Here is a 24,121-nt window from a genome sequence, read left to right on the forward strand (position 1 = left end):
CCTCGTCGCCGACCCGCCGCTGCTGAACACCCAGGGCGTCCATCAGCCGTACACGCCCCGGCTCATCGTCGAGGTCGTCACGGCGGACGGCGTCACGGGCGTCGGCGAGACGTACGGCGACGCCAAGTACCTGGAGCTGGCGCGGCCCTTCGCCGAGAAGCTGATAGGCCGTCAGGTGTCGGACCTGAACGGCCTGTTCGTGGTCGCCGACGAGGTGGCCGTGGACGACGCCCGGGTCGACGACCAGGTCGACGTCGGCGGCCTGCGCGGCGTGCAGACCGCCGACAAGCTGCGGCTCTCGGTCGTCTCCGGGTTCGAGGTCGCCTGCCTCGACGCGCTCGGCAAGGCGCTGGGTCTTCCGGTGCACGCCCTGCTGGGCGGCAAGCTGCGCGACTCCGTGGAGTACAGCGCGTACCTCTTCTACAAGTACGCCGACCACCCCGAGGGCGTCGCGAGCGAGAAGGACGACTGGGGCGCCGCCCTCGACCCGGCCGGCGTCGTCGCGCAGGCCCGCCTCTTCAACGAGCGGTACGGCTTCGAGTCCTTCAAGCTCAAAGGCGGCTGCTTCGCCCCCGACGAGGAGATCGCCGCGATCCGCGCCCTCGCCGAGGCCTTCCCCGGCAAGCCGCTGCGCCTCGACCCGAACGGCGCCTGGTCCGTGGAGACCTCGCTGAAGGTCGCCGACGAGCTCCGTGACGTACTGGAGTACCTGGAGGACCCCGCGCTCGGCACGCCCGCCATGGCCGAGGTCGCCGCCCGCGCCGGGGTGCCCCTCGCCACCAACATGTGCGTGACGACGTTCGCGGAGATCGAGGAGGCCTTCACCAGCGGGGCGGTACAGGTCGTGCTCTCCGACCACCACTACTGGGGCGGCCTGCGCAACACCCAGCAACTGGCCGCCATCTGCCGCACGTTCGGCGTCGGCGTCTCCATGCACTCCAACACCCACCTCGGGATCAGCCTCGCCGCCATGACGCACGTCGCGGCCACCGTGCCGAACCTGCACCACGCCTGCGACTCCCACTACCCGTGGCAGTCCGAGGACGTCCTCACCGAGCGCCTCACCTTCCAGGACGGCCGCGTCACCGTCTCCGACGCGCCCGGCCTCGGCGTCGAACTCGACCGCGACCGCCTCGCCGAACTGCACCAGCGGTGGCTCGACGACTCCTACGCCGCGATGCGCGACCGCGACGACGCGGCCGCGATGCGGGTCCTCGACCCGGAGTGGGTGACACCGCCCGTGCCCCGCTGGTAGCCCGCCGCCCCCGGTCCGGCCGGTCCAGCGGGTCCGGCCGGTTCAGCCGCACGAAGGAGTGCCGCTCGTGTCCCCAGCAGTCCCCGCTTCCGTCGAACATCCCCCCGCCGTGCAGTCGGCCGTCCACAAGATCTTCCGGCGGGTCGTCCCGCTCTTCTTCGTCATGTTCGTCGCCAACTACATGGACCGGGTCAACCTGGGCTTCGCCCAGGACCAGCTCCGGGCCGACGTAGGGCTCTCCGCCGCCGCCTTCGGACTCGGCGCCGGCATCTTCTTCATCGCGTACGCGCTCTTCGAAGTGCCCAGCAACATGCTGATGGAGCGCTTCGGGGCGAAGGTCTGGCTCACCCGCATCATGATCAGCTGGGGCGTCGTCGCCACCGCCATGGCCTTCGTGGACAGCGCCGGCATGTTCTACGCGCTGCGCTTCCTGCTGGGCGTGGCGGAGGCCGGGTTCTTCCCCGCCGTCATCTACTACTTCTCCCGCTGGCTGCCCGACTCGCACCGCGGCCGCGCGACCTCGGTCTTCCTCATGGGATCGGGCACCGCGACCGTCATCGTCGGACCGATCTCCGGCGCGCTCCTGGAGATGCACGGCATCTGGGGCCACTCCGGCTGGCAGTGGATGTTCTTCATCGAGGGCGTCGTGTCCGTGGTGCTCGGCTTCGTCGTGTACCGGTTCCTCGACTCCAGTGTCGAGAGCGCCACCTGGCTCACCCAGGACGAGAAGGACGGCCTCGTCGCCGTCATCGACGCCGAGCAGCAGGAGCGGCAGTCCGGCCGCGGGACCGCGCGCGTCTCCCGGTGGAAACTGCTCGCCGACCCGCAGATGCTGCTGTTCCTGTGGATCTACTTCGCGATCAACGTGGCCCTGTACGCGGTGACGTTCTGGCTGCCCTCGATCGTCGACGACATCGGCGGCCTCAGCGAGTTCCAGGTGGGGCTGCTCACCGCCGTGCCGTGGCTGTTCGCCATCGCCGCCGTCTACGTGTCCGGGCGGCTGTCCGACCGGCTCGGCAAGCGGCGGCCCGTCCTGGTGGCGCTGCTGCTCGTCGGCGGCACCGGGACCCTGCTCGCCGTGCTGGTGTCGCCGTGGGCCGGACTCGGGGCGCTGTGCGTCGCCGCGGTCGGGTTCAAGCCCGCGTCGCCGATCTTCTGGACCATCCCGCAGAGCTACCTCGACGCGCGGGCCGCGGCGCCCGGCATCGCCCTCATCAACTCCATCGGGAACCTGGGCGGGTTCGTCGCCCCGACCGCGTTCGGGATCATCGAGGACGCGACCGGGTCGACGAAGGGCGGACTCCTCGGGCTCACCGTGATCGGGTTCCTCGCCGCGCTGAGCGTGCTCCTCGTCCGGGGCGGCGGCCGCAACGACACCGTTCGCGGGGCGCGGCGCCGGGCGGCACGCCCCGCGCGCGGCGCGACCGGCACCGTCGCGCGGACCGCCGCGGGACCGGAGGGCGCCGGCGCGTGACGGGCTGATGTCACCTGCCGTGGTACGGGCCCCCTTCGTGCACACTGTCCGGACCCGTACCACTGCAGGGAGCGTGATGTGACTTCCCCGGAACCGGCCCACACGGACCCCCTCGCGGCGCTGCGCACGCCCGACGACCCGGCCTGCGACGTGTACCTCACCGGCACCGTCTTCCTCGACATCGTCTTCACGGGCCTGGACAGCGCGCCGGTGCGCGGCACGGAGTCCTGGGCGCGGGGCATGGGATCGAGCCCCGGCGGCGTGGCGAACATGGCCACCGCGCTGGCCCGGCTCGGGCTGCGGACGTCGCTGGCCGCCGCGTTCGGCGACGACCACTACGGGGAGTACTGCTGGGACACGCTGGAGCGGGGCGAGGGCATCGACCTGGGCTACTCGCGGACCGTGGCCGGCTGGCACTCGCCGGTCACCGTCTCCATGGCGTACGAGGGCGAGCGCACCATGGTCAGCCACGGCCACGAGCCGCCGCCCGCCGAAACCGCCCCGAAGTGCCCGCCGAGAGCCCGGGCGGCCGTCGCCTCCCTGACGCCGGGCATCGCGGCGCCGTGGGTCGGCGAGGCCGCGCGGAAGGGCACCAGGATCTTCGCCGACGTCGGCTGGGACGAGACCGGCCGCTGGGACCTGGCCGCGCTCGGCGACCTCGGGCAGTGCGAGGCGTTCCTGCCGAACGCGGAGGAGGCGATGCGCTACACCGGCACGTCCTGTCCGCGGGCCGCCGCGCACGCGCTGACCGACCACGTGCCGGTGGCCGTGGTGACGCTCGGCGCCGACGGGGCGTACGCGGTGGACGGCAGGACCGGGGAGACCGCGTCGGTCCCGGCCATCGAGGTGGCGGCGCTCGACCCGACCGGGGCCGGTGACGTGTTCGTGGCGGGCTTCGTCACGGGCACCCTCGCGGGCTGGCCGCTGGCGGACCGGCTTGCGTTCGCCGGACTCACGGCGGCGCTCTCCGTCCAGGAGTTCGGCGGCTCGCTGTCGGCGCCCGGCTGGTCGGAGGTCGCCGCGTGGTGGCGGCAGATCCAGGCGTACGAGGAGCGCGGGGCGCAGGACCCGGCGGCCCTGGAGCGGTACGCGTTCCTCGGCCCCCTGCTGCCGGAGACGTCCCGGCCGTGGCCGCTGCGCAGGGCCGTGCCGACGATCGGGTTCGGCGGCGCCGCCTGAGGCGCGCGCCCGGCCCGGGGCATGGTGGAATCTCCGTTCGGGTACGGGCGGGCCGGGCCTTGGGCGAGGGGTGCGATGCGTGATGGCCGGATCGGGTGACGTGGACGCGGTGGTGCGGGAGCTGCTCCTGCTCATGCCGCGGATGGCCGGGCGCGTGAAGCGGATCCCCGTACCGGAGGCGCTGCGCTCGCAGGCGCTGGCGCCCCGCCACCTGTCCCTGCTGGCCTGCCTGCTGTTCGACGGCCCCATGACCGTCAACGAGCTGGCCGCGCGCCTGGAGGTGGCGCCCACCACCGTGAGCCTGATGGCCGGCGACCTGAGCGGCAAGGGAATCCTGGAGCGCCGCGAGGACCCGGCCGACCGGCGGCGCAGGATCGTCGCCATCGCCCCGGACCAGCACGAGGCGATCGCGGCGTGGCTGGCGCCCGGCGCGACGGCCTGGCAGCGCGTCCTGACGCCCCTGACGCCCGAACAGCGCCGGTTCTTCGTGGACACCCTGCGGGCGTACGAGGAGGCCGTGACGCAGGAGGGCACGGGCTGACGGCCCCGGTCGGACCGCGTCCGGAAAAGCCTTCGGACCTGTCAGTGGCGCGACGTAGGCTGGAACGCATCAGACCACGGCTGTCACAAGGAGACTGCGGCCCTCAGAGCCCGCCCATGACGCAGACACCATCCAGCGCCCGCGCACGGTTCACGGTTCCGGCGAAGCACCCCATGGTCGAGGTGCTCGGATCGGGTGACGCGCTGCTGCAAGTGATCGAGAAGGCCTTCCCGGAAGCCGACATCCACGTCCGGGGCAATGAGATCAGTGCGACCGGAGAGCCCGCCGAAGTGGCCCTCATCCAGCGCCTGTTCGACGAGATGATGCTGGTCCTGAGGACAGGGGCACCGATGACAGAGGACGCCGTGGAGCGCTCCATCGCCATGCTGAAGGCGACGCAGAACGGGGAGGGCGCGGGTCAGGAGACCCCCGCCGAGGTGCTCACACAGAACATCCTGTCGTCGCGCGGCCGCACCATCCGCCCCAAGACGCTGAACCAGAAGCGGTACGTCGACGCGATCGACAAGCACACGATCGTCTTCGGCATCGGCCCGGCCGGCACCGGCAAGACCTATCTGGCCATGGCCAAGGCGGTCCAGGCCCTGCAGTCCAAGCAGGTCAACCGGATCATCCTGACCCGGCCGGCCGTGGAGGCGGGCGAGCGCCTCGGGTTCCTGCCCGGCACGCTGTACGAGAAGATCGACCCGTACCTGCGCCCGTTGTACGACGCGCTGCACGACATGCTCGACCCCGACTCGATCCCGCGGCTGATGGCGGCGGGCACCATCGAGGTCGCCCCGCTGGCGTACATGCGCGGCCGCACGCTCAACGACGCGTTCATCATCCTGGACGAGGCGCAGAACACGAGCCCCGAGCAGATGAAGATGTTCCTGACCCGGCTCGGCTTCGAGTCGAAGATCGTGATCACGGGCGACGTGACGCAGGTCGACCTGCCGAACGGCACGAAGTCCGGTCTGCGCCAGGTGCAGGACATCCTGGAGGGCCTCGACGACGTGCACTTCTCGCGCCTGTCGTCCCAGGATGTCGTCCGGCACAAGCTGGTCGGCCGTATCGTCGACGCGTACGAGAAGTACGACACCGAGCACGGTACGGAGAACGGCTCGCACAAGGGCCGCCCCAGAGGGAAGTAGAGAACCAACAGCGCCATGTCGATCGACGTCAACAACGAGTCAGGAACCGAGGTCGACGAGCAGGCGATCCTCGACATCGCCCGCTACGCCCTCGCGCGGATGCGCATCCACCCGCTCTCCGAGCTCTCGGTGATCGTCGTGGACGCCGACGCCATGGAGCAGCTGCACGTCCAGTGGATGGACCTGCCGGGGCCCACCGACGTCATGTCCTTCCCGATGGACGAGCTGCGGCCGCCCACGAAGGACGACGAGGAGCCCGTCCAGGGGCTCCTCGGCGACATCGTCCTGTGCCCCGAGGTCGCCAAGAAGCAGGGCGAGGACGCGCCCACGCAGCACTCCATGGACGAGGAGCTCCAGCTCCTCACCGTCCACGGCGTGCTGCACCTGCTCGGGTACGACCACGAGGAGCCCGACGAGAAGGCCGAGATGTTCGGGCTCCAGGCCGCCATCGTGGACGGCTGGCGTGCGGAGCAGGGACACACGGGGCCGTCGCCGGCGCCGACCGTGTCATGAGCCTCTCGCTGATCGCGGGCGCCGTCGCGCTGGTCGTGGTGGCATGGCTCGCCGCGTGCGCCGAGGCCGGCATCGCCCGCACGTCCAGCTTCCGCGCCGAGGAGGCCGTCCGGTCCGGGCGGCGCGGCAGCGCCAAGCTCGCGCAGGTCGCCGCCGACCCGACGCGCTATCTGAACGTCGCGCTCCTGGTGCGCGTGGCCTGCGAGATGGCGGCCGCCGCGCTCGTCACGTACGCCTGCCTGGAGGAGTTCACCGCGACCTGGCAGGCGCTGCTCGTCGCCATCGGCGTGATGGTCCTCGTCTCGTACGTGGCCGTCGGCGTCTCGCCGCGCACCATCGGCCGGCAGCACCCGCTGAACACGGCCACCGCCGCCGCGTACGTGCTGCTGCCGCTGGCCCGCATCATGGGGCCGATCCCGCCGCTGCTGATCCTCATCGGCAACGCGCTGACGCCGGGCAAGGGCTTCCGGCGCGGCCCGTTCGCCTCCGAGGCCGAGCTGCGCGCCATGGTCGACCTCGCCGAGAAGGAGTCCCTGATCGAGGACGAGGAGCGCCGCATGGTGCACTCCGTCTTCGAGCTCGGCGACACGCTGGTGCGCGAGGTCATGGTGCCGCGCACCGACCTGATCGTCATCGAGCGGTCAAAGACCATCCGGCAGGCGCTCACGCTCGCGCTGCGCTCCGGGTTCTCGCGGATCCCCGTGGTGGGGGAGAGCGAGGACGACGTCGTCGGCATCGTGTACCTGAAGGACCTGGTCCGCAAGACGCACATCAACCGCGACTCCGAGGCCGAGCTGGTGTCGACCGCCATGCGCCCCGCGGCCTTCGTGCCCGACACGAAGAACGCCGGGGACCTGCTGCGCGAGATGCAGCAGCTGCGCAACCACGTCGCCGTCGTCATCGACGAGTACGGCGGCACGGCGGGCATCGTCACCATCGAGGACATCCTGGAGGAGATCGTCGGTGAGATCACCGACGAGTACGACCGGGAGCTGCCGCCCGTGGAGGAGCTCGGCGACGACCGGTTCCGGGTCACCGCGCGCCTCGACATCGGCGACCTCGGCGAGCTGTACGGCATCGAGGAGTTCGACGACGAGGACGTGGAGACCGTCGGCGGACTGCTCGCCAAGGCGCTCGGCCGGGTCCCCATCGCCGGGGCCTCGTCGGTGGTGACCCTGCCCGACGGGCGGGTGCTGCGGCTGACCGCGGAGGCCGCGGCCGGCCGGCGGAACAAGATCGTGACGGTGCTCGTGGAACCCGAGGGGGAGGAGCCGGCGGCATGACACCGCAGGAGCTGCGCACGCTGTGCCTGTCGTTCAACGCGGCGGTGGAGGAGTTCCCGTTCACCCCGGAGGCGTCGGTCTTCAAGGTGCTGGGGAAGATGTTCGCCCTCAGCCACCTGGACGGGCGGCCCCTGACGGTCAACCTGAAGTGCGACCCCGAGGACGCGGTGCGGCTGCGCGCCGAGTACGAGGGCGTCATCGTGCCCGGCTGGCACATGAACAAGCGGCACTGGAACACGGTGACCGTGGGCGGACTCCCCGCGTCCGTCGTCCGTGAGCTGGTCGAGGACTCGTACGACCTGGTGGTGGCGGGGTTGCCGCGGGCGGAGCGGTTGCGGCTCGACCGGCCGTGAGTGGGCCTCCGGCGGGGGGCGGGTCCCGTCTGCGGGCCGGTGGGGCTTCTCGCGCGGTTCCCCGCGCCCCTGGAGCATGCGGCTCCGCCGCGGGGCCGTGCCCCGCCGAGCCGGAGGCCGGTGGGGCTTCCTTATGCTCAGCCCATGACTGAGAGCACCGACCTCGGCCCCGAGGACCGCAAGATCGTCACCCTGGCCCGCTCCGCGCGGGCCCGCAACGGTGTGCCCGAGGGGGCGGCCGTGCGGGACGAGACGGGGCGTACCTACGTCGCGGGGACCGTCGCCCTCGACTCCCTCAAGCTGAGCGCGCTGCAGACGGCCGTCGCGATGGCCGTGGCCTCCGGTGCGCAGTCCCTGGAGGCGGCCGCCGTCGTCTCGGCCGCGGACGCCCTGGCGGGCGAGGACGTCGCCGCCGTGCGTGATCTGGGCGGGGCCGGGACGCCGGTGTTCCTCGCGGCGCCGGACGGCACCGTCCGGGCCGCCGTCGAGGCGGGCTGAGCCGGGAGGCGTGCGTCACAGGGAACCCCGCTTGCCCAGTAATGAGGCGGTTCATGCCTGAACGGCGTGAAGACGGTCACGTCGGCGTCGGGCCGGGACTTTGGTCCCGGCCCGACGTGTCTCGCGAGGGAGGCGTCCTGGCCTTGTGGGGCAAGGGGTGAGGGACCTTCGGCCCGAGTCTTTGGTCCCGCCGCCGCGACGGGCGAAAGAAGGACCAAAGTCCCGTCGGTGGGACTTAGGACCCATGGGGCAAACCCGGACAGGCCGGTCATGGTGGATCCGTTGCCAGGCGCCGAAGCGCTCACAGCGTCCCGTCACCGGGAGGCGCCGGGCACCCCCCGTCCCCGAACGAAGGCTTTCTACGTGTTCACCTCTGCCCGCAAGACCTCGTCCCGCGTCCGTCGTCTCGCCGTCGCCGGTGTGCTCACCGGCGCCGCCGGCGCGATGGTGATCGTCGGCACCGGCTCCGCCTCCGCCGCGACCGCCGCCGCCCCGACCGGCTCCTGGGACTCCGTCGCGCAGTGCGAGGCCGGCGGCAACTGGTCCGCCAACACCGGCAACGGCTTCTACGGCGGCCTGCAGTTCACGCAGTCCACCTGGGCCGCCTACGGCGGCACCCAGTACGCCCCCAGCGCGCACCTCGCCAGCAAGGCCGAGCAGATCACCGTCGGCAACAAGGTCCTCGCCAGCCAGGGCGCCGGCGCCTGGCCGAACTGCGGCGTCAGCCTCTGACCGGGCTGACTCAGACGGCGTCGGGGCCCCGCTCGCCCGTCCGCACCCGCACCACGGTGTCGACGGGCACGGCCCAGACCTTGCCGTCACCGATCTTGCCGGTCCGGGCGGCCCGCACGATCGCCTCCATCGCGGCCTCGGCGTCGTCGTCCCCGACGACGACCTCGATCCGCACCTTGGGCACCAGGTCGACCTGGTACTCCGCGCCCCGGTACACCTCGGTGTGCCCGCGCTGCCGCCCGTAACCGCTGGCCTCGGTCACCGTCAGGCCCTGCACGCCCAGCTCCTGCAGCGCCGTCTTGACCTCGTCGAGACGGAACGGCTTGACGACCGCGGTGATCAGCTTCATGACTGCTTGGCCTTTCCGGCGACGGAGACGGGAGCGTGGGCGGGGTGCGCCGAGGCGCTCAGGACGCCGTGATCGTACGCACTCTCCGCGTGCACCGTCTGGTCCAGGCCCGTCAGCTCCTCCTCGGCCGCGGCCCGGAACCCCAGGAACCGGTCGACGGCCCTGCCGAGCCCGTACGTCACCGCGAACGTGTACGCCGCCACGACCAGCACGGCGACCAGCTGCTTGCCGAGCTGCCCGAACCCGCCGCCGTAGAAGAGGCCCTCCTTCGCGCCCGACCCGGTCATCGCCGACGTCGCGAACAGGCCGATCAGGACCGTGCCCACGACACCGCCGACGAAGTGCACGCCGACCACGTCCAGTGAGTCGTCGTAGTCGAAGCGGAACTTCCAGGCGACGGCGTACGAGCACACGACACCGGCCGCGAGCCCGACGACGGCCGCGCCGGGCACCCCCACGACGCCGCAGGCCGGGGTGATCGCGACCAGCCCCGCCACCGCACCGGACGCCGCGCCGAACGTCGTCGGGTGCCCGTCCCGCCGCTGCTCCACGAACAGCCAGCCCAGCAGTCCCGTGCAGCCCGCGATCAGGGTGTTGAACAGGGAGGCCGCGGCGAGGCCGTTCGCGCCGAGCGCCGAACCGCCGTTGAAGCCGAGCCAGCCGAACCAGAGCAGGCCCGCGCCCATGATCACCATCGGCAGGTTGTGCGGGCGCATCGCGTCCTTCTTGAAGCCGAGGCGCGGCCCGAGCACCAGGCACAGGGCGAGACCCGACGCGCCCGAGGCGATCTCGACGACGAGGCCGCCCGCGAAGTCGAGGGCCCCCAGGTGCTGCGCGATCCAGCCGCCAGGACCCCACACCCAGTGCGCGACGGGAACGTATACGAGCAGCGCCCACAGCGGTACGAAGACCAGCCACGCCCCGAACCTCGTGCGGTCCGCGACGGCTCCGCTGATCAGCGCGGTGGTCAGGATCGCGAAGGTCAGCTGGAACGTCGTGAAGAGGAAGGTGGGGACCGTGCCGGTCACCGAGTCCGGGCCGATCCCCGCCATGCCCGCGTGCTCCAGACCGCCGATCAGGCCCGCGAACGCGTCGTCGCCGAACGCGAGCGAGTACCCCGCGACCAGCCACACCACCGTCACGAGCGCGATGGACACGAAGCTCATCATCAGCATGTTGAGGACGCTCTTCGTGCGGACCATGCCGCCGTAGAACAGGGCGAGGCCCGGCGTCATGAGGAGGACGAGGGCCGTGGCGGCGAGCAGCCAGGCGGTGTCACCGGTGTCGAGGGCGGCTTGCGCGGCGAGGGGCACGGTCGTGGCAGGCATGCGGGCCAGCGTCACCGGCCCGCGTTTCGGAATCCGCACCCCGGCGTTTCCGCCGTGTTTCGTGTTGCCGAGGGGTTACCGGGACCTCACGGTGCTGCGGCGCTTTCCGGATCAGGGACAATGGGCGCCATGAGCGTTCACACCCCCGCACCCGGATCCGCGCACCGCGCCGGCTTCGCCTGCTTCGTCGGCCGCCCCAACGCGGGCAAGTCCACCCTCACGAACGCTCTGGTCGGCAAGAAGGTGGCCATCACCGCCGACCAGCCGCAGACCACGCGGCACACCGTGCGCGGCATCGTCCACCGCGACGACGCGCAGCTGATCCTGGTGGACACCCCCGGTCTGCACAAGCCGCGCACCCTGCTCGGCGAGCGGCTGAACGACGTCGTGCGCACCACGTGGGCCGAGGTCGACGTCATCGGCTTCTGCCTGCCCGCGAACGAGAAGCTCGGCCCCGGCGACCGGTTCATCGCCAAGGAACTCGCGTCCATCAAGAAGACGCCGAAGATCGCCATCGTCACCAAGACCGACCTCGTCGACAGCAAGCAGCTCGCCGAGCAGCTCATCGCCATCGACCAGCTCGGCAAGGAGCTCGGCTTCGAGTGGGCCGAGATCATCCCGGTCTCCGCCGTCGGCGACAAGCAGGTCGACCTGCTGGCCGACCTCATCGTCCCGCTGCTCCCCGAGGGCCCCGCGCTCTACCCGGAGGGCGACCTCACCGACGAGCCCGAGCAGGTCATGGTCGCCGAGCTGATCCGCGAGGCCGCGCTCGAAGGCGTCCGGGACGAGCTGCCGCACTCCATCGCCGTCGTCGTCGAGGAGATGCTGCCGCGCGAGGACCGCCCCGCCGACAAGCCGCTCCTCGACATCCACGCCTTCGTCTACATCGAGCGGCCCAGCCAGAAGGGCATCATCATCGGCCCCAAGGGCAAGCGCCTCAAGGACGTCGGCATCAAGTCCCGCAAGCAGATCGAGGCGCTGCTCGGTACGCCCGTCTACCTCGACCTGCACGTCAAGGTCGCCAAGGACTGGCAGCGCGACCCGCGCCAGCTGCGCAAGCTCGGCTTCTAGGCGCTGTCGCTGGGGGACAGGTCCTGGACGCCGATCACCCGCAGCAGTTCGAGGCGCTCGTACGTCTCCGTGCCCGGCCGTGCCGAGTGCACGACGAGCATCTGGCCGTGCCCGTCGCCGGTCAGCACCTCGCAGTCGAGGTCGAGGACGCCGACCACCGGGTGCACGAAACGCTTCGTCGCCGCGCGCCGCACCAGCACCTCGTGCTCCTGCCAGAGCGCCTCGAACTCGCCCGATCCCGCCCGCAGTTCGGCCACCAGGGCGGCCGGGCCCGGATCGTCCGGGCGGGCGCCGGTGACCGCCCGCAGCGTCGCCACGTGGGTGCGGGCGTGCTGCTCGTGGCTCTCGGCCGGGAGCAGGGTGCGGCTCGCCGGTTCCAGGAAGAACCGGCGGATCATGTTCACCCCGGCGTTGTCGCCGGACAGGGCCACCGCCATGGCGTTCTGCGCGAGCACCTCGCCCCAGTCGCTCAGCACCTGGGCCGGCAGATCGTGCAGCCGGTCCAGGATCATCAGCAGGCCCGGCCGCACATGGCCCGACGACGTGCCGGGCCGCGGCGGCTCCTCGCCCGCCAGATGGAACAGGTGGTCCCGCTCGTCCGCCGTCAGCCGCAGCGCGCGGGCCAGGGCGGTCAGCATCTGGCGCGACGGATGCGAGCCGCGGCGCTGCTCGAGCCGCGTGTAGTAGTCCGTGGACATCCCGGCCAGCTGCGCCACCTCCTCACGGCGCAGGCCCGGCGTACGGCGGCGCAGTCCCTCGGCGAGGCCCACGTCCGCGGGGGACAGGCGGGTGCGGGAGCGGCGCAGGAAGTCGGCGAGTTCGGCTCGGTTCACGCTTCCAGCATCACGCGGATCCCGGGCCGTATCCAGGGAGTGCCGCTCCCTGGATAACCGCGTCTCTCCCGCCGCGACCGCAGAGCATCCAGGCTCTGAGCATGGCTACGACGACGAGGAGGCGGCCATGCTGATTCTGGTGACCGGAGCGACAGGGCAGGTCGGACGGCGCTTCGTGCCGAGGCTGCTGCAGAACACGGCGCCCGGCGACGAGGTGCGGGTGCTCGTACGGGACGCGGCGCGCGGTGAACGGTTCGCCGAGCTCGGCGCGCAGGTGCAGGTCGGCGATCTGCGCGACACGGATGTGCTCGGCAAGGCGACGGCCGGGGTGGAAGCGGTGGTGAACGTCGCGGCGGCGTTCCGCGGGGTGCCCGACGAGGAGGCGCAGGCCGTCAACCGGGACGCCGCGATCGAGCTCGGCCGGGCCGCGGTGGCCTCCGGCGTGCGGCGGTTCGTGCAGGTCAGTACGGGGCTCGTGTACGGGGCGGGGCGGGGCCGGCCGCTGGTCGAGGGTGACGAGACGGTGCCCGGTGGTCATCTCTGGGGCGCCTACCCGCAGTCGAAGTGGGAGGCGGAGCGTGCGCTGGGCGCCATGGACGGGCTCGACGACCTGCGTATCGGGCGGCTCCCGTTCGTGTACGGCGACGGGGATCCGCATCTGGACAACGTGATGGACTGGGCGCCGAACTGGCCCGCCATGCAGCGGTTGCACATGGGTCACCACGCGGATGTCGCGCAGGGTCTGCAGCGCCTTCTCTACGCGCCGGGCGCGACCGGCGTCTACAACATCGCCGACGACGCGCCCGTCACCACGGTCGATCTCTTCCAGCTCAATGGGGTGCCGGTGCCGCGGGAGGCGTACGACAAGGATGCGGCGGACCCGTGGCACAGCGTGATGTCGACGACTCGCATCCGCCACGAGCTGGGCTACCGCCCGCTGTTCCCGTCCGTGTGGACGGCCCGGGATGCGGGTGCCCTTTAGGGGTGCGGGGAACTGCGCGACCAGCCCCCACCGGCGGCCACCCGGGGAACGGCCTCGGGGCGCCGCCCCGGACCCCGCTCCTCAAGCGCCAGCGGGGCTTGATCCGGCTCGCCCAGGGGCGCGGGGAACTGCGCGACCAGCCCCCACCGGCGGCCACCCGGGGAACGGCCTCGGGGCGCTGCCCCGGACCCCGCTCCTCAAGCGCCGGAGGGGCTTGATCCGGCTCGCCCAGGGGCGCGGGGAACTGCGCGACCAGCCCCCACCGGCGCTCAGCCGGGGAACGGCCTTCATGGGCCGGAGGCGATCAGCGCCGTGCCCACCGGGCGGAAACCCAAGCGGGCGTACAGGCGCGCCACATCGTCATCCCCGGCCGAGAGGAACACCGTCCCCACGCCGGAGGCCACCGCGTGAGCGACCAGCGCCGACGTCACCGCGAGACCCAGCCCCCGCCGCCTCGCCGCGGGCAACGTACCGACGCCCGCCACCTCGGTGACGTCACCGACGGGCAGGTGCAGGCCGGAGCTGAGCACCACCCCGTTCTCCACCGCCGCCGCGACGACGACCTGCCCTGCCCGGATCCGGTCCTGGTATCCGGGCAGGGCGCCGTCCGTCGCCCGCGCCGCGATCTCCGCGGTCAGTTCGGCGGCCCCCGCCGTGCCGACCGCGGTCCCGGGATGCGCGAAGGCCACATGGGGCAGGGCCAACGCCCCGGCCAGGAAAGGGTCCTGGGCGGACAGGATCCGGACCAGCGGGTGCGGTTCACCCAGGGCCCCGCCCTCCCGCGCCATCAGTGGATGCGCGTGCACCACGAGTCCCGAGGCCTCCACGGCCTCCCGCAGCCCCGGCGTCGTCTCCGCCACCCACTCGAACGCCTCGGGAGCCCCCAGCTCCCGCTGCCGGGCCCGGACGGCGAGCACGTCGGAGACGGTGGGCGGCGGAGCGTCCGCACGGAGCGCGGGCCGGGCGTAGTAGGGCCAGCCGGCGCCCTCCCGGACGAACAGGGTGAGGGAGCCGAAGTCCTCCACCCGGGCGGCGGCCCGCGGCACCGTGTCGTAGTACCGCTCCAGCTGGTCCAGAAGATGTTCCGCAGACATGGCGCGGACCCTATGCGACGCCCTTGATCCGCCGCACCAGAATTGCCCCGGCGAGCCCGATCCCCGCCGCCACCAGGTACAGCACCCGGTATCCGCCGAGGTGGTTGACGAGCGGGGCGGCCAGCACCGGGGCCGCCACCTGCGGCAGCGAGTTGGCGATGTTGATGACGCCGAGGTCCTTGCCGCGGTCGAGGGCCTTCGGCAGGACGTCCGTCATCAGCGCGAAGTCGACCGAGGTGAAGACGCCGAAGCCGACCCCGAGGACGGCCGCCGCGACGAGCGCCCCGGTCCAGGTCTGCCAGCCGGACAGCACACCCGTGGCCACCGCCATGAGCACGCCCGACCAGAGCACGAACGGTTTGCGGCGGCCGATCCGGTCCGACCAGGCCCCGCCCACCACCACCGTGGCGAGCAGCGTCACCCCGTTCACCGCGGTCAGGATCAGCACCCCGGTGTCGGGGTCGTCGTAGTGCAGCCGGTCGCGCAGGTAGTAGAAGAGGTAGAGAAGGACCAGGGCGTTGCCGAGGTTGATGAGGAAGCGGGTCAGCCACGCCCACGCCAGGTCCGGATGCCTGCGCGGGCTCAGCCAGAAGCCCGCCGCGAACCGGCGCCAGGACCAGGCCGGACGGGCGGCCGGGTCGAGCCGCAGGTCCGGGTGGCGCAGTACGTACGGGGCCACGCCCAGCAGGGTGAAGGCCGCGCACGCCACGTACCCGGCCCCGATCCCGCCCGCCGCCGTCGCCAGCCCGGTCCCGGCGACCACGCCGAGGATCTGCGCGACCCCCAACCAGCCGCCCACGGCGCCCCGTTGGAGCCGTGGCACCCGGTCGGGCACGGCCGCGGTGACCGCCGCGAACGATGCGTTCAGGGTCAGCTGCGCCAGGCACCAGCCCGCGAAGAGCACCCACAGGGTGTCGGCGCCCGCCAGCACCAGCAGGGACAGCGCGCCGCCCGCCGCGCCCGCCACGATCCACGGCGTCCGCCGCCCGTACCGGGACACCGTGCGGTCGGAGAGCGCGCCGAACAGCGGGTTGGCGGCGAGCGAGACCACCGCCCCGACGCCCGTCACCCAGGCGAGCAGCGACTCCTTCGACAGGCCGGTGCCGGGCGCGAACTGCTCGGCCTGCTTCGCGAGGAGGATCTGCAGCGGGCCGTACCAGCCCACCCAGATCGCCCCGTTGGCCAGCGCGAGGGCCGCCGTCCAGCCCCGCCCGACCCGGTCGACGGGCTCGTCGAGGGCGAGGGCCGTCATGCCCGCTGCGCCCGCAGCGCGTCGCGCAGCCAGCCGTACGACGCCTTCGGCGTGCGCACCTGCGTCGCGTAGTCGACGTGGACGAGCCCGAAGCGTTTCGTGTAGCCCTCCGCCCACTCGAAGTTGTCCATCAGTGACCAGACGAAGTAGCCCCGCACGTCGACGCCCGCCGCCAACGCCCGGTGCAGCGCCCGCAGATGGCCGTCCAGGTACGCGATCCGCTCCTGGTCGTCGACCCCCTCGTACGCGCAGCCGTTCTCGGTCACGACGAGCGGCGGCAGCCGGTCGCCGTAGCGGTCGCGGAAGCCGGTGAGGAGTTCGGTGAGTGCGTCCGGCACCACCGGCCAGTCGAAGTCCGTCACCGGATGCCCCTCGATCCTCCTGACGGAGAAGGGGAGTTCGGCGGGGAGGGTGAGGCCGGAGAACTCCACGTCGGCGGCGCCGGGCGCGCCCACCTTCGTCGGCTGGTAGAAGTTGATCCCGTACCAGTCGAGGGTCCCGTCGGAGATCAGCTTCAGATCGGCCGCGACGTCGTCGCCCGGCATCAGCTCGGCGAATCCGTCGGGGTACCGGCCGAGCAGCAGCGGGTCGGCGAAGAGCCGGTTCAGGATCACGTCGTACAGGTCCGCCGCGGCCACGTCGGCCGGGTCCTGCGACGCGGCCCAGGTCGGGCCGTGGGAGTTGGCGATCCCGATGTCGGTCGCGCCGGCCGCGCGCAGCGCCCGCGCCGCCAGACCGTGCGCGAGGAGCTGGTGGTGGGCCACCGGCAGCGCGTCGAACAGCAGCTTCTTGCCGGGCGCGTGCTCACCGAGGGCGTGGCCCAGCACGGTGTGCTCGGCCGGTTCGTTGAGGGTGATCCACTTGTCGACCCGGTCGCCGATGCGCCCGGCGACCGTCGCCGTGTACTCGGCGAGGCGCGACGCGGTGTCCCGGTCGAGCCAGTCGAGCCCGGCGGGCAGGTCCCAGTGGAAGAGCGTCGGCACCGGGCGGACGCCCTGCGCGCACAGCTCGTCGACGAGCCGGTCGTAGAAGTCGAGGCCACCGGGGGCGAGCACCCGTGGCCAGGAGACCGAGAAGCGGTACGCGTCCACGCCCAGGTCGCGGACGAGCGCCACGTCCTCGCGGTAGCGGGCCACGTGGTCGCAGGCCACCGCCGCCGTCGAGCCGTCCCTGACCCGGCCGGGCTCCGCGGTGAAGGCGTCCCAGATCGAAGGCGTCCGTCCGTCGACGGCGCCCTCGATCTGGTGGGCCGATGTGGCGACGCCCCACAGAAAACCGGGCGGGAACGTCGGAAGCGCGTCCTGGGTGGCTGTCATGGGCGCGATCATCCGTACCGGTCAGTACGAAGTCAACGCCCATGCAGCGAACAGGAGTTGTGCCCTCGTTTCCCTCAGGGCTTCCCTCAGGCCCCTTCCTTCAGGACCCGGCTGATCAGCTTGCGCTGTTCGTCGGTGAGCCGGGGGTCCGCGCAGTACACGGTCCGCCCGTCCACGGTGATGGTGTAGCTGAATCCGTCCGGCACCCCTATGGGGGGCGTGCCCCGGCCCGCGGCCAGCGCCTTCTCGGCCAGGACCTGCCACTCGTGGGCGTCGGCCCGGCCCGCCGTGTCGACCTCGGCGTGCCGGTCGATGCCGGCGAATCCGCCCGTGCGCGTGACGTGGATACGCATGGGTCCCTGTCTACCCCGAAAACGGCGTGCCGGTCAGTGCGTGGGCACCCCGACCTGTTCCCACGCCTTCAGGACGGCCTGGTGCTCCTCGGCGCCGCCGTAGCGGGCCTGCGCGGCCTTGACCGTCGCCTTGGCGAAGTCCGCGAACGAGCAGTCCTGCTTCAGCTCGCCGCCGGTCAGCGTGTCGTACCAGATCTGCCCGGCCCGCTCCCACGCGTGCCCGCCGAGCGACTCGGCCAGGATGTAGAACGCGTGGTTGGGGATGCCGGAGTTGATGTGCACGCCGCCGTTGTCCCGGCCGGTGCGCACGTAGTGGTCCATGTCGGCGGGCTGCGGGTCCTTGCCGAGCACGTCGTCGTCGAACGCCGTCCCCGGGGCCTTCATGGAGCGCAGGGCCACGCCTGTGACGCGCGGCGCGAGCAGCCCGGCGCCGATCAGCCAGTCGGCCTCGGCGGCGGTCTGGCCCAGCGTGTACTGCTTGATGAGCGAGCCGAAGACGTCGGACATCGACTCGTTCAGGGCACCCGGCTGGCCGAAGTACGTCAGGTTCGCCGTGTACTGGGTGACGCCGTGGGTGAGCTCGTGGCCGATGACGTCGACGGGGATGGTGAAGTCGAGGAAGATCTCGCCGTCACCGTCGCCGAACACCATCTGCTCGCCGTTCCAGAAGGCGTTGTTGTAGTCCTCGGAGTAGTGCACCGTCGCGTTCAGCGGCAGGCCGTTGCCGTCGATCGAGTAGCGGGCGAACTTCTCCAGGTACAGCTCGAAGGTGGCGCCGAGACCGGCGTACGCGCGGTTGACGGTCGCGTCCTTGCCGGGCTTGTCGCCCTCGCCGCGCACCTTGCGGCCGGGCAGGTTGGTGCCGTGCTTGGCGTCGTAGACGGTGCGGTGCGGCTTCTGCGCGGCGGCTTCGGGCGGCGGCGCCACGGAGGGTGCGCCGATGACGGTCGTCATACGGCGGTGGGTGCGCTCGAACGCGTCGCGCTCCAGGGTCCTGCGGGCGCGGGCGGCGATCGCGGAGTCCTCGGCCTGGGCGGCCTTGTCGAGGACGTGAGGCGGCACGATGGTGCAGAACACGGGCTCGAACCCCGTCGGGTTCCCCGTTGGGTTGGCGGTCATGCGAGGCAATGTGGCACTGGGTCATGCCGCTGTCACTACCTGCAACCATGATTACTGAAATAGAGGTATTGATCACCTCTTACCCGTTACCTGTCGGCGGTCCCGCATACTGATACGGGCCTCCGCATCCGGAGCGGCTGGGCTAAGGTGCTGAGCATCATGCGATTCGGGCTGCTTCTCCTTAGCTGCCGCGGCGAGGGCCTGTAGTCGAGGCCGACCCCCTCCCCGCGGAGTTTGGCGTTGCGCCGTCGGCCGCCTTACCGGCCACCTCTGAGGAGCCCCCGCATCATGCCGAACCGCCAGCAGCCCAGCAGCATGCCGATCCGCAAGTACGGCCAGTACGACCAGGTCGACATCGCCGACCGCACCTGGCCGAACCGCCGGATCACCACCGCTCCCCGCTGGCTCTCCACCGACCTGCGTGACGGCAACCAGGCCCTGATCGACCCGATGTCGCCCGAGCGCAAGCGCCGGATGTTCGACCAGCTGGTCAAGATGGGCTACAAGGAGATCGAGGTCGGTTTCCCCGCCTCCGGCCAGACCGACTTCGACTTCGTACGTTCGATCATCGAAGACCCGGCCGCCATCCCGGACGACGTCACGATCTCCGTACTGACCCAGGCCCGCGAGGACCTGATCGAGCGGACCGTCGAGTCCCTGAAGGGCGCGAAGCGCGCGACGGTCCACCTGTACAACGCGACGGCGCCGGTCTTCCGCCGGGTCGTCTTCCGCGGCTCCAAGGACGACATCAAGCAGATCGCCGTCGACGGCACGCGGCTGGTCATGGAGTACGCGGAGAAGCTGCTGGGCCCCGAGACGGAGTTCGGCTACCAGTACTCCCCGGAGATCTTCACCGACACCGAGCTGGACTTCGCCCTGGAGGTCTGCGAGGCCGTCATGGACGTCTACCAGCCGGGTCCGGGCCGCGAGATCATCCTCAACCTGCCCGCCACGGTGGAGCGTTCGACGCCCTCCACGCACGCGGACCGCTTCGAGTGGATGCACCGCAACCTGACCCGCCGCGAGCACGTGGTCCTCTCCGTCCACCCGCACAACGACCGGGGCACCGCCGTCGCCGCCGCCGAGCTGGCCGTGATGGCCGGCGCCGACCGCGTCGAGGGCTGCCTGTTCGGCCAGGGCGAGCGGACCGGCAACGTCGACCTGGTGACGCTGGGCATGAACCTGTTCTCGCAGGGCGTCGACCCGCAGATCGACTTCTCCGACATCGACGAGATCCGTCGCACGTGGGAGTACTGCAACCAGATGGAGGTCCACCCGCGCCACCCGTACGTGGGCGACCTGGTCTACACGTCCTTCTCCGGCTCCCACCAGGACGCCATCAAGAAGGGCTTCGACGCGATGGAGGCCGACGCGGCCGCCAAGGGCGTCACGGTGGACGACATCGAGTGGGCCGTCCCGTACCTGCCGATCGACCCGAAGGACGTCGGCCGCTCCTACGAGGCCGTCATCCGCGTCAACTCGCAGTCCGGCAAGGGCGGCATCGCGTACGTCCTGAAGAACGACCACAGCCTGGACCTGCCGCGCCGGATGCAGGTCGAGTTCTCCAAGGTCATCCAGGCGAAGACGGACGCCGAGGGCGGCGAGGTCACGCCCAAGGAGATCTGGAGCACCTTCCAGGACGAGTACCTGCCCAACCCGGACAACCCGTGGGGCCGCATCCAGGTCAAGACCGGCCAGACCACGACCGACACGGACGGCGTCGACACGCTGACCGTCGAGGCCGAGGTGGACGGCGCCGAGCAGGTCCTGGTGGGCACCGGCAACGGTCCGATCTCCGCGTTCTTCCACGCGCTGCAGGGCATCGGCGTCGACGCCCGGCTGCTGGACTACCAGGAGCACACGATGAGCGAGGGCGCCTCCGCGGTCGCCGCCTCGTACATCGAGGTCGCCATCGAGGACAAGGTTCTCTGGGGCATCGGCATCGACGCGAATACGACACGTGCGTCGCTGAAGGCCGTCGTCTCCGCGGTCAACCGCGCGGCCCGCTGACCCTGGTGAGCTGGTAGTTCCCGGCCCCGTACACCTTTTGTGGGTGTGCGGGGCCGTGTCGTTTCTCGGCCAGCGGGCAGGGGTCCCGTGACCTTGGCGTGACCAAGGTACTGACGTCGCATCAACAATGTGGCTAACATCACGCCAACGCCGCGATGTTGCGGTGCCGTTACGGAGGTGTGCGACGTGCTGCCGATCTGGGGACGTATGCGACGAAACGGGCTCTCGCGGGTTCTGGGCGTGCACACCGCATGGACCACCGTCGGCGACGGGGAGTTCTTCTGCCCCGGCTGCGGTGGCGACCGCAACTACCAGCGCCGTACCGGCCGTCGGCGTTTCACCGTGCTCGGGGTGCCCGTCGTGCCGCGCGGTGAGGCGGGGCCCGTCGTCCAATGCGCGGCGTGCGAGGGGCGGTTCGGGATGGACGCGCTCGACCACCCGACCACGCACCGGTTCTCCGCGATGCTCAGGGACGCCGTCCACACGGTGGTCCTCGCCGTCCTCTCGGTGGGCGGCTCCGCCACCCGGCCGTCCCTCGAATGTGCGGTGGGTACGCTGCGGGGGGCCGGGTTCGAGGACTGTTCCGAGGCCCAACTCGCGGCGCTCGTCGAGGCGTTGGTGAACGATGCGGGGCGGATGCCGGAGCACGTCGGGCCGGGGGCCGGGCTCGCGATCGAGCTCCACGAGGCGCTCGATCCGCTCGCGCCTCATCTTGCGCCGGCCGGGCGGGAGTCGTTGCTGCTGCAAGGGGCGCGGATCGCGTTGGCGGACGGGCCGTACTCGGCGGGGGAGCGGGATGTTCTCGGCACGGTGGGCGCTGCGCTGACCATGTGTGTCGACGAGGTCAACCAGTTGCTGGTCGCCGCGGCGCGTACGCCCAGCTAGGCGCTGCCGCGTCGCCGTCGGTCCGTTGCCGGGCGCCGGTTGCGTCTGCCGTGCGGGGCTGTCGTTGCGGGCTGCGGCCCGGTGGGGCTTCTCGCGCAGTTCCCCGCGCCCCTGGAAGGCATGCGCTGCGCGCAGCCTTCCCCTCCTGAGCGAGCGGAGCTCGCTTCAGGGGCGCGGGGAACTGCGCGACCAGCCCCCGCCGGGTCGCAGATCGTGATGAGAGGGGACCCCCGCGGCGGTATCGGCCGCTACTCCCGGGGGAGTAGTCGGGCGGGCGGGTCGCCCTGCGCAGTAGCTCTCAACTCGATCCGTCGGGCGACGAAGCACGGGGCTTCCGGTCGGAGTCTGGTCGTAGCCGATTCCGATCGAGAGAGGGAGGCCCACCCATGGGGGGACCGCCTGGAACAACCGCGCGGCGCCGCAGGCACGCCGTGCCCTGGACGTTGCTGGCGCTGTGGGTCGCCGTGCTCGCCCTCGCGGGACCGTTCGCCGGCAAACTCGGCGACGTACAGAAGGACCGGGCCGTCGACTACCTGCCGGCGAGCGCCGACTCGACGCAGGTCGCGAAGATCCAGGACCGGCTGCCGGGCGGGGAGACGACCGAGCTGGTGCTCGTGTACCACCGGGACGGTGGGCTGACCGCGGCGGACCGGGAGGCGGCCGGTGGTCAAGTTGCCTCCATTGAGAGGGAGTTCGAGCTCGCCGCGGCGCCGGAGGGAGTGCCGTCGAAGAGTGGTGACACCCTCATGTACCCCGTCGCCAGCAACGCGCCCGGCCAGGACGAGAAGCTCCGCGACGCCTTCGTGAACGACGTGCGGGACATCGCCCACGACACCGACGCCGGGATGAGCGTGGAGGTCGGCGGGCCGGGGGCGCTGGCCACCGACGCCAGTGAGGTCTACCAGTCCCTCGACGGGCCGCTGCTCTACACGACCGTCGCCGTCGTCGCCCTGCTGCTGATCCTGATCTACCGCAGCCCGTTCCTGTGGCTCGTCCCGCTCGCCGTCGCCGGGGTCGCCGACTTCCTGTCGATGGGCGTCTCGTACGGGCTGCACCAGGCCTTCGGCACCACCATCAGCGGCCAGAGCTCCGGCGTCATGACCATCCTCGTGTTCGGGGCCGGTACCGACTACGCGCTGCTCATCGTGTCCCGGTACCGGGAGGAGCTGCGCCGCGTCGAGCGCCCGTACGACGCCATGCGCGCCGCCCTGCGCGGCTGCGGGCCCGCCGTGCTCGCCTCGTCGGGAACGGTCGCCGCGGGCCTGCTGTGCCTGCTCGCCGCCGACCTCAACTCCTCGCGCGGCATGGGCCCGCTGGGCGCCGTGGGCGTGCTGTGCGCGCTCGTCGCCATGCTGACCCTGCTGCCGGCCGTCCTCGTGCTGCTCGGCCGGCGCGTGTTCTGGCCGCTCGTCCCGGCGTTCGGCTCGCAGCCGAAGGAACGCAAGTCGCTGTTCTCCGCGATGGGCTCGTCGGCGGGCCGCAGGCCGCTCACCGTCCTCGGCGTCGGGGCCGTGCTGCTGGGCGCCCTGGCCCTGGGCGCGCTCAACCTGCCCGGCGCCGTCAAGCAGGAGGACTCCTTCACCAACACCCCGGACTCCGTCGCCGCGATGAAGACCCTCGCCGCCGCCTACCCGGAGACCGGCACCCAGCCGATCACCGTCATCGCCCCGACCGGCGGCGCCGACGAGGCGGTGCGGACCGCACGCGACACCGCGGGCGTCACCGACGCCCGGCGCGGCCGCAGCGGCGACGGCTGGACCGAGATCAGCGTCGTCGCCGAGGCCGCGCCGCAGAGCGCCGCCGAGACCGCCACCATCGAGGCGCTGCGCGACGGCCTCGACGGACAGGGCGCCTACGTCGGCGGGCCCAGCGCCGAACAGCTCGACCTGAAGGACACCAACGCCCGCGACCGGCTCGTCGTCGTGCCGATCGTGCTCGCCGCCGTGCTGCTGGTCCTGGTCGCCCTGCTGCGCAGTCTGGTCGCGCCGCTGCTACTGCTCGTCGCCGTGGTCGCCGTGTGGGGCGCCGCGCTCGGCATCGGCGGGCTCGTCTTCGGGCCGGTGTTCGGCTTCGAGGGGACGGACCCCGGACTCGGGCTGCTCTCCTTCGTCTTCCTCGTCGCCCTGGGCGTCGACTACGGGATCTTCCTGATGCACCGGATGCGGGAGGAGGTGAAGGCGGGCGCCGAGACGGGGGCCGCGGCCCTCACGGCGCTGCGCACCACCGGAGGGGTGATCGCCTCCGCCGGACTCGTGCTGGCCGCGACGTTCGCCGTGCTCACCAACATGCCGCTGGTCCAACTCGTCGAGCTGGGCTTCGTCATCGCGGTCGGCGTCCTCCTGGACACCTTCCTCGTACGGACCTATCTGGTGACGTCGGCGAGTCTCGCGCTCGGCCGCACGGTGTGGTGGCCGGGACCGCTGGCCCGGCGACGGCCGCAGACGCCCGCCGCTCCGCCCGCCGAGGAACCCGCCCTCACCCCTGCCCCCTGAACGGAACCCGGGCGCCCCTCCCTGCCGGAGGGGCGCCCTCCTGACGGAAGATGAACCG

23 protein-coding genes are annotated in these 24,121 nt (G+C 71.8%); 15 read left to right on the forward strand and 8 right to left on the reverse strand.

The window, feature by feature from the left end; translation table 11 throughout:
* From M4J07_RS19870 to M4J07_RS19915, 10 genes are all read left to right on the forward strand, one after another.
* A partial coding sequence (locus tag M4J07_RS19870) for a glucarate dehydratase family protein (RefSeq protein WP_255973755.1) occupies positions 1 to 1,255 on the forward strand: 1,255 nt, incomplete at its 5' end.
* A 67-nt stretch (positions 1,256 to 1,322) separates the two neighbouring features.
* A complete protein-coding gene (locus tag M4J07_RS19875; RefSeq protein ID WP_374215060.1) occupies positions 1,323 to 2,729 on the forward strand; it encodes an MFS transporter in 1,407 nt (468 codons plus the stop codon).
* A gap of 78 nt (positions 2,730 to 2,807) precedes the next feature.
* A complete protein-coding gene (locus M4J07_RS19880; protein WP_255973756.1) occupies positions 2,808 to 3,908 on the forward strand; it encodes a carbohydrate kinase family protein in 1,101 nt (366 codons plus the stop codon).
* Between the two features lie 82 nt (positions 3,909 to 3,990).
* The gene (locus tag M4J07_RS19885) at positions 3,991 to 4,449 is read left to right on the forward strand and encodes a MarR family winged helix-turn-helix transcriptional regulator (RefSeq protein ID WP_255973758.1); all 459 of its coding nucleotides are present in this window, start codon (positions 3,991 to 3,993) and stop codon (positions 4,447 to 4,449) included.
* A 116-nt stretch (positions 4,450 to 4,565) separates the two neighbouring features.
* Entirely contained in the window at positions 4,566 to 5,600 is a 1,035-nt protein-coding gene (locus tag M4J07_RS19890) for a PhoH family protein (protein ID WP_255973760.1), read from the forward strand.
* 15 nt (positions 5,601 to 5,615) lie between these two features.
* Complete coding sequence (ybeY, locus tag M4J07_RS19895; RefSeq protein ID WP_255973761.1) at positions 5,616 to 6,113, forward strand: rRNA maturation RNase YbeY; 498 nt, start codon at positions 5,616 to 5,618, stop codon at positions 6,111 to 6,113.
* On the forward strand, positions 6,110 to 7,396 hold the full coding sequence (locus M4J07_RS19900) for a hemolysin family protein (protein ID WP_255973763.1): 1,287 nt from the start codon (positions 6,110 to 6,112) through the stop codon (positions 7,394 to 7,396). The genes ybeY and M4J07_RS19900 overlap by 4 nt, the downstream gene beginning before the upstream one ends.
* Positions 7,393 to 7,749: an MmcQ/YjbR family DNA-binding protein gene (locus M4J07_RS19905; RefSeq protein WP_255973765.1), complete on the forward strand. Its 357-nt coding sequence runs from the start codon at positions 7,393 to 7,395 to the stop codon at positions 7,747 to 7,749. The genes M4J07_RS19900 and M4J07_RS19905 overlap by 4 nt, the downstream gene beginning before the upstream one ends.
* A 144-nt stretch (positions 7,750 to 7,893) precedes the next feature.
* Positions 7,894 to 8,247: a cytidine deaminase gene (locus M4J07_RS19910; protein ID WP_255973767.1), complete on the forward strand. Its 354-nt coding sequence runs from the start codon at positions 7,894 to 7,896 to the stop codon at positions 8,245 to 8,247.
* A 363-nt stretch (positions 8,248 to 8,610) separates the two neighbouring features.
* Positions 8,611 to 8,979: a transglycosylase family protein gene (locus M4J07_RS19915; RefSeq protein ID WP_374215061.1), complete on the forward strand. Its 369-nt coding sequence runs from the start codon at positions 8,611 to 8,613 to the stop codon at positions 8,977 to 8,979.
* 10 nt (positions 8,980 to 8,989) lie between these two features.
* Here the strand turns inward: M4J07_RS19915 and M4J07_RS19920 are convergent, their stop codons facing one another.
* Positions 8,990 to 9,328, reverse strand: coding sequence for a P-II family nitrogen regulator (locus M4J07_RS19920; RefSeq protein WP_255973769.1), 339 nt, complete (start codon positions 9,326 to 9,328; stop codon positions 8,990 to 8,992).
* Positions 9,325 to 10,656 carry an ammonium transporter gene (locus M4J07_RS19925; RefSeq protein WP_255973771.1) on the reverse strand — a complete coding sequence of 444 codons (1,332 nt, stop codon included), beginning with the start codon at positions 10,654 to 10,656 and terminating at the stop codon, positions 9,325 to 9,327. Before M4J07_RS19925 ends, M4J07_RS19920 begins: the two co-directional genes overlap by 4 nt.
* A 120-nt stretch (positions 10,657 to 10,776) precedes the next feature.
* Between M4J07_RS19925 and era the strand changes: the two genes are divergently transcribed.
* Positions 10,777 to 11,727 carry a GTPase Era gene (gene era / locus M4J07_RS19930; protein WP_255973773.1) on the forward strand — a complete coding sequence of 317 codons (951 nt, stop codon included), beginning with the start codon at positions 10,777 to 10,779 and terminating at the stop codon, positions 11,725 to 11,727.
* Here the strand turns inward: era and M4J07_RS19935 are convergent.
* Positions 11,724 to 12,560: a helix-turn-helix transcriptional regulator gene (locus M4J07_RS19935; RefSeq protein WP_255973775.1), complete on the reverse strand. Its 837-nt coding sequence runs from the start codon at positions 12,558 to 12,560 to the stop codon at positions 11,724 to 11,726. The genes era and M4J07_RS19935 overlap by 4 nt on opposite strands.
* Before the next feature lie 127 nt (positions 12,561 to 12,687).
* On the opposite strand from M4J07_RS19935, the gene M4J07_RS19940 reads away from it, so the two are divergent.
* The gene (locus M4J07_RS19940) at positions 12,688 to 13,542 is read left to right on the forward strand and encodes an NAD-dependent epimerase/dehydratase family protein (protein ID WP_305127928.1); all 855 of its coding nucleotides are present in this window, start codon (positions 12,688 to 12,690) and stop codon (positions 13,540 to 13,542) included.
* 287 nt (positions 13,543 to 13,829) lie between these two features.
* Here the strand turns inward: M4J07_RS19940 and M4J07_RS19945 are convergent, their stop codons facing one another.
* From M4J07_RS19945 to M4J07_RS19965, 5 genes are all read right to left on the reverse strand, one after another.
* Positions 13,830 to 14,636 carry a GNAT family N-acetyltransferase gene (locus tag M4J07_RS19945; RefSeq protein WP_255973777.1) on the reverse strand — a complete coding sequence of 269 codons (807 nt, stop codon included), beginning with the start codon at positions 14,634 to 14,636 and terminating at the stop codon, positions 13,830 to 13,832.
* Positions 14,637 to 14,646: 10 nt separating this feature from the next.
* Positions 14,647 to 15,888 (reverse strand): MFS transporter, encoded by a 1,242-nt coding sequence (locus M4J07_RS19950; RefSeq protein ID WP_255973779.1) that lies wholly within the window; start codon positions 15,886 to 15,888, stop codon positions 14,647 to 14,649.
* Positions 15,885 to 17,204: a GH1 family beta-glucosidase gene (locus M4J07_RS19955; RefSeq protein WP_255973781.1), complete on the reverse strand. Its 1,320-nt coding sequence runs from the start codon at positions 17,202 to 17,204 to the stop codon at positions 15,885 to 15,887. The genes M4J07_RS19950 and M4J07_RS19955 overlap by 4 nt, the downstream gene beginning before the upstream one ends.
* A gap of 86 nt (positions 17,205 to 17,290) precedes the next feature.
* Positions 17,291 to 17,557: a protealysin inhibitor emfourin gene (locus M4J07_RS19960; protein WP_255973782.1), complete on the reverse strand. Its 267-nt coding sequence runs from the start codon at positions 17,555 to 17,557 to the stop codon at positions 17,291 to 17,293.
* Between the two features lie 33 nt (positions 17,558 to 17,590).
* Positions 17,591 to 18,676 (reverse strand): M4 family metallopeptidase, encoded by a 1,086-nt coding sequence (locus M4J07_RS19965; protein ID WP_255973784.1) that lies wholly within the window; start codon positions 18,674 to 18,676, stop codon positions 17,591 to 17,593.
* Positions 18,677 to 18,964: 288 nt separating this feature from the next.
* Between M4J07_RS19965 and leuA the strand changes: the two genes are divergently transcribed.
* The 3 genes from leuA (at position 18,965) to M4J07_RS19980 (ending at position 24,063) form a co-directional block, all read left to right on the forward strand.
* The gene (gene leuA, locus M4J07_RS19970) at positions 18,965 to 20,686 is read left to right on the forward strand and encodes a 2-isopropylmalate synthase (protein WP_255973786.1); all 1,722 of its coding nucleotides are present in this window, start codon (positions 18,965 to 18,967) and stop codon (positions 20,684 to 20,686) included.
* A gap of 207 nt (positions 20,687 to 20,893) precedes the next feature.
* Positions 20,894 to 21,571: a TerB family tellurite resistance protein gene (locus M4J07_RS19975; protein WP_255973787.1), complete on the forward strand. Its 678-nt coding sequence runs from the start codon at positions 20,894 to 20,896 to the stop codon at positions 21,569 to 21,571.
* A 386-nt stretch (positions 21,572 to 21,957) separates the two neighbouring features.
* A complete protein-coding gene (locus M4J07_RS19980) occupies positions 21,958 to 24,063 on the forward strand; it encodes an MMPL family transporter (RefSeq protein ID WP_255973789.1) in 2,106 nt (701 codons plus the stop codon).
* The last annotated feature ends 58 nt before the right edge of the window (positions 24,064 to 24,121 follow it).

Source organism: Streptomyces longispororuber, from assembly GCF_024448165.1.
GTDB classification, from domain to species: Bacteria; Actinomycetota; Actinomycetes; order Streptomycetales; family Streptomycetaceae; genus Streptomyces; species Streptomyces longispororuber_A.